This is a genomic window from Hoyosella sp. YIM 151337 (assembly GCF_026041215.1).
Classification (GTDB): Bacteria; Actinomycetota; Actinomycetes; order Mycobacteriales; family Mycobacteriaceae; genus Hoyosella.
Genome location: NZ_JAPEIQ010000021.1, coordinates 289,737 through 296,553, shown reverse-complemented (window position 1 = coordinate 296,553; position 6,817 = coordinate 289,737). Strand labels below are relative to the sequence as shown.

Below are 6,817 nucleotides of genomic sequence, written 5' to 3'. Positions count from 1 at the left end.
CAGGGTCCCCGGGGGTCAAAATTCAACTGCCGACAGGGGGTCAGTATTCACCTGCCGTCGACAATCTTTCAGCAACCCTTCCTTTGCGTGGCTTTCAATAATAGTATTCGGTTCATTAATTCTTATCTCTTCAATCAATGATGAGCCCGGGCATTGGATCTACTACACAGTTTTGACTTGCGCGATCATTGGCGCGGGTGCAGCCTTTCTGTTCCACCTTCGGCGTGGCAGATAGGGGAGGGCAATAACCGATAATTAACGCCACCGCCTAGACGGGTTTGAGTGGACGTTGTCCGAGAAGGCTGGTACATCGTGCCTTGCTCAACCACACGAGCGCGCCAGCCCACCCGCGACCAGTGATCCAACCGCTACAGGTGCTGACTGATTGCGCGGACTCTGGTTCGTGGCTTGGGCGGTGCTGGATATGATGCTGCCCACTGCTCTCAGTTCCCGACTTACTCTGTTCGTGCAGCGTCTGCTTTTGCACGCTCGGGGCACGCTGTTGAGAAACATCCGGAGCTCACGGGCTCGGAAATAATTCGAGCAGTTGCTCCATTCTGATCTCGCTATTGCGGAGTGATCGGGAGAGAAAGAGCGCCTGAGCGGATCGATAATGCCAATCTTCTTCCAGCGGCAGCGTGATGAGTGTGATGTGGAAGGATGACAGTCTGCGTGACTGCAGTAGCTTCTCGATCACAGCCGGAAGGTTGGTGGGCTCTCCCGCGCCAGACGTCCACCGGTGGTGCCTGAGGGTACCTCGTCCTCTCGGCATTCTCGCCAAGTCTGCGCGCATCGCAGAGCATCGACCGGGATGCCTAGTTGGCTTAGGTTGTTGTGCCAGTAAACGGCTTCGTTACGCTCGATCTGAAGCTCTTTGCCAATCTCACTAATTGCCCGCTGAATCCAGTACGAAAAGAACTGTCCGGCAGCATCGGGGTCCACTTCAGCATGCTGTGCATCAACAGGAGGACGCAGGCGCGGAATTGCAGGGTCAGAGATCTGGGTATCAAAGCCCAGTTGATCACGGAGATGCAGCGTCAGCAAGAGCAGCCCGCCATCGCTTTCCCGCACTGACCAGTGCCTGTTGTGATCCAACCACCGCATAACGTCTCCCGGGAGCGCGATTCGTGGCGTTCCCTTCTGAGTCTTGAGCGTACGCGCCCGGGTGGGGGTAGGTCTGGTTTCAGAGGACTGTGTGGCAGCAGTCGGGACGGAACTCGTGCAAAGCGGGACCGGCGTCAACATGAACGTCTTACTGGCAACGGTGTCGGACACTCCTCAAGTAGCCGCCGATAGTGCAGGCATGTCTCGAAACGGCCCGCATTCACACCGAGCGGCCCATAATTCAAACGTGAACGCCTCGCGGTTCGTTCGCCTCGTCGTCGGCGCGGCGCTGGTTCTCGCGCTGGTCCTCGTCGTTTACCTCAACCGCCACGATCTGCCGGATATCGAGCGAGCGGTTGAGCGGTCGAGTCATGTGTGGCTCGCTGTCGGTACCGGGCTTTTCCTGGTCTGGCTGAGCATGTGGACCCTGCTTCAAGTGGCGTGCCGCCGCGCAGTGGGTGCAGGCGGATATCACGAGTTCGGGCGGATGGTGCCGCTCACGTCCGCTGCGATCGCGCTGAACCTCGTTGTGAAGTCCAGCAACCTCGCGGGCATCGTGTTTTTCAGCGCCGACGCCCGGCGGCGGAACCTGCCCGCAACCCGGGTCAACTCTGCATATCTGTTGTCCGTTGCATTCGTGGATTTCGCATTTATCGTCCCGATCGCGGCGGCAGTGGTCGTTGCCGTTCACGATCGGAAGCTGCCGTGGCCCGAAGCCGTTGCAGTTGCCGTGTTCACGGCCCTGATTCTTGTTCGGGCCGCGCTCTTGGTTGCGGCTTTCCGCAACAAGGACTTTTTAAGGCGCCTGCACGCGCTGCCCTTCCAGCTCTGGGACCGGGTGCGGCGCCGGTCACCGCGTCCGGTCGGGGAATCGGCTGTGGTTGACGAGGTGTACGACGTGGCGCAACTGATCAGGCGGCGCCCCGTTGCCGCCGCGCCGGCGTTTGCTTTTGCGGTAGGGATCGACGTTGTGGGTATCGCGATGCTGTGGGCTGCGCTCGCGGCGGTGGGCGGCGGAGAGCATTTTCTGGTGGCGGTTGTCGCTTACGTGATGTCGGTAATTTTCGCTTCGATCGGGCTGATCCCTGGTGGTTTGGGGGTGACGGAGGTTGGCGCGACCGCAGTGCTCGCCGCATTCGGCGTCCCTATCGGCCTCGCAGCCGCGGCCGTCCTGATATTTCGTGTCTGGGAGTACTGGCTGCCTCTCGTCACTGGCCTGCTGACGGGGTGGGCGCTGCGCGTCCGAGACCGTCGCGCTGACACCGAGGTATTGGCATGACGGAGACACTGACGGCGCAGCCGCATCCGACTCTGCGTCGCCGGCGCCGCATCGCCCGGCGGTCAGCGGCCTTCGTCGTGGCTCTTTTCGGTGTCGTGAACGTCGTGGCTGCGGCTGCGCCGCATCCGCGCGGCACCGCTCCGCTTGCCGCGGAGATCGCGTGGGAGGCGGTATTCGGCGCCCGGTATGGGCTGCTCGCCGCCGGGATCGTGGCGCTGCTTTCGGTACGCGGCTTGCTTTTCGGCCGGCGAGCGGCGTGGCTGTCAGCGGTGGCTGCCTGTGTGATCGCAGTGGCGGCACATTTCGCGAACGAGTCAGGCCCGCTGGGTTTTGCCCTCGCGGCCGCCGCGCTGCTGGGGCTGCTGGTTTACCCGCGGGGTTTCGCTGCGTCGAGCGCGCCGCGTTCGTTTCGCCGCGGTCTCGCTGTGCTCGCAACGGGACTGCTCGCGGTGTTTATGTACGCGCTGGTGGGCATACGAGCCGCGCGGGGTGCGTTCCGTGACGAAGGAACAGTGTTCGATTCGGTTTCGGATGCTATCGCGCTGCTGCTGCTGTTGCCTCCTGGCGCGGAACCGGTCACCCACCATGGGGTCTTCATCATCGACTCGGCCCGAATCGGTGTGCTCGTCGTTGTGGTAGCGGGCGTGGCACTGTTGGCGGCAGCCGTGGTGGGCCGGCCTGGTCGCAGCGCGGACCTCGAACGAGTGTCGGCTGTGCTCGCGAAGCATGGGAAGACTGGACTAGCCCACTTTCATCTGCTCGATGACAAGAACTGGGTTTTCAGCCCGGACGGTGACGCGTTCGTCGGCTACGCGGTTACCGGAACGACAGCGGTGGCGCTGGGTGAGCCGGTTGGCGAGCGGGAATCAGCGTTGGCGGCGGCACGTGCCTTTCTCGATTTGTGTGACCGCAACGGCTGGACGCCCGTCTTCCACCAAGCCACGCCGGAGGGGGCCGACCTGCTGGCGGCGCTGGGGCTGAAACGCCTGAAAATCGGCGAGGAAGCGATCATTGACGTGCAGTCATGGTCATCCGACGGCCGTTCGTATAAAAGCTTGCGTTCGGCGTTGCGCCGCTGTGAACGGGCGGGGTACCGGGTCGCTATTCTGCCGCACCCGGTGACCGAGCGTGACCTCGCCCGGCTGCGAGAGGTGTCTGACGCGTGGCTCGACGACGGCGGCCACCGCGAGCGTACATTCACGCTTGGCCGCTTCGATCCGGACTATCTGCGGACTACACCCGTGGTGGTGGTTGTGGATGACGACGACACCATTCAGGCGTTCGCGAATGTGCTGCCGTCCTACCAGAGCGAGGACGGATCGTTCGACCTCATGCGCCGCAGGCCTGGTTCCGCAAACGGGGTGATGGACTTCTTATTCGTCGCGCTGATTGGCAGGTTCAAGCAGGCCGGTAAGCGCGGTATGAACTTGGGCCTGGCGCCGCTGGCGGGGGTAGGGGATCCCGCGCAGGACGATAACGCTCCGAGCGTCGCTGACCGGGTCCTGCGCCTCATTTATGAGCGCGGCGATCGATTCTTCAACTACGGTGGCTTGCGCGCGTTCAAAGACAAGTGGCAACCACGCTGGGAGCCTCGATATCTCGTTTACGCGAACGAGGCGTCGCTGCCTAAAGCGGCGCTCGGGGTGGCCCGCATCGGTGAGTTGCCGGATTCGCACACGTGGTATAGGCGCATTGTGTCGCTGGTTAAGCGGTTCCCCGTTTCGTCAGCGATCATCGCAGTCCAGTTGTGGCTGATGCTCGCCACCGCGATCGACCCGCGTCTGCATGAAGCCCTGGTGCGGGTGTTCGGCTTGTCCTGGAACGATCTTGTATCCGGGCAGGCCTGGCGGTTGGTCACGGATCTGTTCGTCCAGGCCGTGCCCGGGTTTCCCTGGTCAAACGCAGTGTTGCTCGTCATCTTTCCTCTCGCGGAGTGGCGGCTCGGCTCCCGCCTTGTGCCGATCGTTTTCGTCGGCGGTGACCTGCTCGGCACGCTTCCGTGGCTCGTCACTGAACGAGTTATGGTTGCGCTCGGTCGATTCGACGCAGCTGTGTTGTCGGACCGCGACGTCGGGCTGTCTTCCGGTGCGTACGCGCTGCTTGCTGTGACGCTCTGTACTCTCCCGTGGCGGCGAATCAGGTTCGCGGCTGTTGGCGCGCTGCTCGGCGGGTTGACGGTCGTCCTCGTCTTGTACCAACGGGACTTCGATTGGCAGCATCTCTTGTCCACCACGCTGACGGTTGCCGTTTATGCGGCATATCGCTGGCGAATTGAGCGCCGTAGGCGAACGCGCCATACTGCCGACGTGCTTTCGTGACACCATCTTGAAAAGATAGGCGGCATGCTAGAAATTGACGGTCTGTGGAAGAACTACGGCGAGGTGGTGGCCCTTCGCGATGTCACTTTCACCGTCCGTGCGGGGGAGATCTTCGGTTTCGTTGGCAGCAACGGCGCCGGTAAGTCCACGACGATGCGAATCGTTCTGGGTGTCCTCAGCGCGGATGCGGGGGAAGCGCGGCTGAACGGGCGGCCAATCGATTTCGCGACCCGCAAAACGGTGGGGTATATGCCGGAAGCGCGTGGCCTTTATCCCAAGATGAAGGTCGCGGACCAGCTTGTCTTCCTTGCGGAGCTGCATGGCATGAGCCGTGCGGATGCCACGGCGAGTATGGAGCGGTGGACGAAGCGTCTGGGCCTCGATGACAAGCGTTCGCGTGAGGTTCAAGAGCTGAGCCTGGGTAATCAGCAGCGGGTTCAGCTCGCTGCCGCGCTCGTACACGACCCTGTTGTTCTCGTGCTCGACGAACCTTTCTCCGGACTCGATCCGGTGGCAGTCGACGTCATGAGTGAGGTGCTCCGAGAAAAGGCCGACAGCGGGGTGCCAGTGATCTTCTCGAGCCATCAGCTCGATCTCGTCGAGCGGCTCTGCGATCGCGTGGGCATTATTGTGCGCGGCGAGATGCGTGCGGTCGGCGCGGTTGGCGAACTGCGGTCACGCGGCAAACGCCAGCTCGCCGTCACTGCCGAGGGCGCCCCGGCGGGGTGGGCGGATGAAATAGCCGGTGTCCGGGTGCTGTCACCAAACGGCCACGGGGGAACCTTGCTAGAACTCGATGACCACGTCGACGACCAGGTTGTGCTGCAAAAAGCATTGGCAAGCGGTTCGGTGCGGCATTTCGCCGCGCACCGCCCTACCCTGACCGAACTGTTCCGAGAGGTTGTATCCGAATGAGTCCCACGGGTTCGTCCCGCAAGGTCGTCTGGCTCGTGATCCGGCGTGAATTCTTGGCCCAGGTCCGGACAAAATCTTTCGCCGTCGGCAACCTCGTCACCGTGGCCATCATCATCGGCGCACTTGTCGCGTTTTCGTTTTTCCGGAGCGGTGACGACCCGGACGCGGCGCGCATCGCTTTCTCCGCAGATGACGCACAGCTTGCCCAGCTTGTCGAAAGCACGGGAACGTCGATGGGCGTACCGGTGGATGTTCTGCCCGCGCAAAGTGAGGAGGACCTGCGCAGCGCTGTCGAAGCGGGCACCATCGATGCGGCGCTGGTCACGAATCCAGATGGCACGCACACGTTGCTGAGCGACGAGGAACCGTCGCAGGGCCTCCGTGCCGTGCTGGAGAGTGCAGTCGCCGCGCAAGCATTCGATTACGCGCTCGCTGAGCAGGGCGTTGATCCGGCATCGCTCCAGGACGCAGCCGAATCGTCCGCGATCGCGGTGCAGACGCTTGCGGAACCTGATCAGGAACGTGGCGAGCGGATCGTGATGTCGTGGGTCGCGCTGTATCTGCTCTTCGGCACCGTCATGGGGTACGGGATGTACGTCGCAATGGGGGTGACGGAAGAAAAGTCCAGCCGGATCGTCGAATTGTTGCTTGCGACGATCAAACCGGTGCACCTGCTGTGGGGCAAGATCTTGGGAATCGGCGCGGTAGGTATGCTGAGCGTCCTGGTGTACGGCGTGGCTGGAATCGTAACCGCACAGGCCCTCGGTCTGCTCACAGTCACATCCACAGCGTTGTCCGTGTTCGCCGCCACCATTGTGTGGATCGTTCTGGGCTTCATCTTTTTCGCAACCCTCTACGCGGTAGCGGGATCGCTGGTGTCGCGACAGGAAGAAATGCAGCAAGCCGCGTCACCGCTCATGATCGTGCTGATGGCGTGTTTCGGCGTGAGTATCCCCGCGATCTTCAACCCGGAAGGCACGCTCAGCAACATTCTCGCCTGGGTTCCGCCGTTTTCGGCATTCGTGATGCCGGTACGTACCGCCGCGGGTGTCACGGCGCCGTGGGAGATCGCCGGGTCGATCGCACTCATGGTGCTGGCATGCCTTGGGGCGTCGCTGCTGGCGGCGCGGATTTACCAGCGCACCGTGCTGACGACGGGATCCCGGATTTCGTGGCTGAAGGCCATGCGCGGTTAGTGTGG

General features: G+C 62.4%; 6 protein-coding genes. 4 read left to right on the top strand and 2 right to left on the bottom strand.

What is annotated here, in order from left to right; all coding sequences use genetic code 11:
* Window positions 1-520 precede the first annotated feature (520 nt).
* Complete coding sequence (locus tag ONR57_RS10900) at window positions 521-697, bottom strand: hypothetical protein (RefSeq protein ID WP_265123372.1); 177 nt, start codon at window positions 695-697, stop codon at window positions 521-523.
* On the bottom strand, window positions 694-1,071 hold the full coding sequence (locus ONR57_RS10895; RefSeq protein ID WP_265123371.1) for a hypothetical protein: 378 nt from the start codon (window positions 1,069-1,071) through the stop codon (window positions 694-696). The genes ONR57_RS10900 and ONR57_RS10895 overlap by 4 nt, the downstream gene beginning before the upstream one ends.
* Window positions 1,072-1,351: 280 nt before the next feature.
* Here ONR57_RS10895 and ONR57_RS10890 point away from each other — a divergent pair, with 280 nt between their 5' ends.
* Genes ONR57_RS10890 through ONR57_RS10875 form a run of 4 tightly spaced genes read left to right on the top strand, consistent with a single transcriptional unit; the run spans window position 1,352 to window position 6,812 of the window.
* On the top strand, window positions 1,352-2,383 hold the full coding sequence (locus ONR57_RS10890; RefSeq protein ID WP_265123370.1) for a flippase-like domain-containing protein: 1,032 nt from the start codon (window positions 1,352-1,354) through the stop codon (window positions 2,381-2,383).
* Window positions 2,380-4,701: a phosphatidylglycerol lysyltransferase domain-containing protein gene (locus ONR57_RS10885; protein WP_265123369.1), complete on the top strand. Its 2,322-nt coding sequence runs from the start codon at window positions 2,380-2,382 to the stop codon at window positions 4,699-4,701. The genes ONR57_RS10890 and ONR57_RS10885 overlap by 4 nt, the downstream gene beginning before the upstream one ends.
* 15 nt (window positions 4,702-4,716) lie before the next feature.
* Complete coding sequence (locus tag ONR57_RS10880) at window positions 4,717-5,616, top strand: ABC transporter ATP-binding protein (protein ID WP_265123386.1); 900 nt, start codon at window positions 4,717-4,719, stop codon at window positions 5,614-5,616.
* Complete coding sequence (locus ONR57_RS10875) at window positions 5,613-6,812, top strand: ABC transporter permease (RefSeq protein WP_265123368.1); 1,200 nt, start codon at window positions 5,613-5,615, stop codon at window positions 6,810-6,812. The genes ONR57_RS10880 and ONR57_RS10875 overlap by 4 nt, the downstream gene beginning before the upstream one ends.
* Window positions 6,813-6,817 lie beyond the last annotated feature (5 nt).

Bases quoted from the DNA above. Each gene is read 5' to 3' on its own strand.
- ONR57_RS10885 (WP_265123369.1), top strand. From the start codon at position 2,380: ATGACGGAGACACTGACGGCGCAGCCGCATCCGACTCTGCGTCGCCGG.
- ONR57_RS10875 (WP_265123368.1), top strand. From the start codon at position 5,613: ATGAGTCCCACGGGTTCGTCCCGCAAGGTCGTCTGGCTCGTGATCCGG.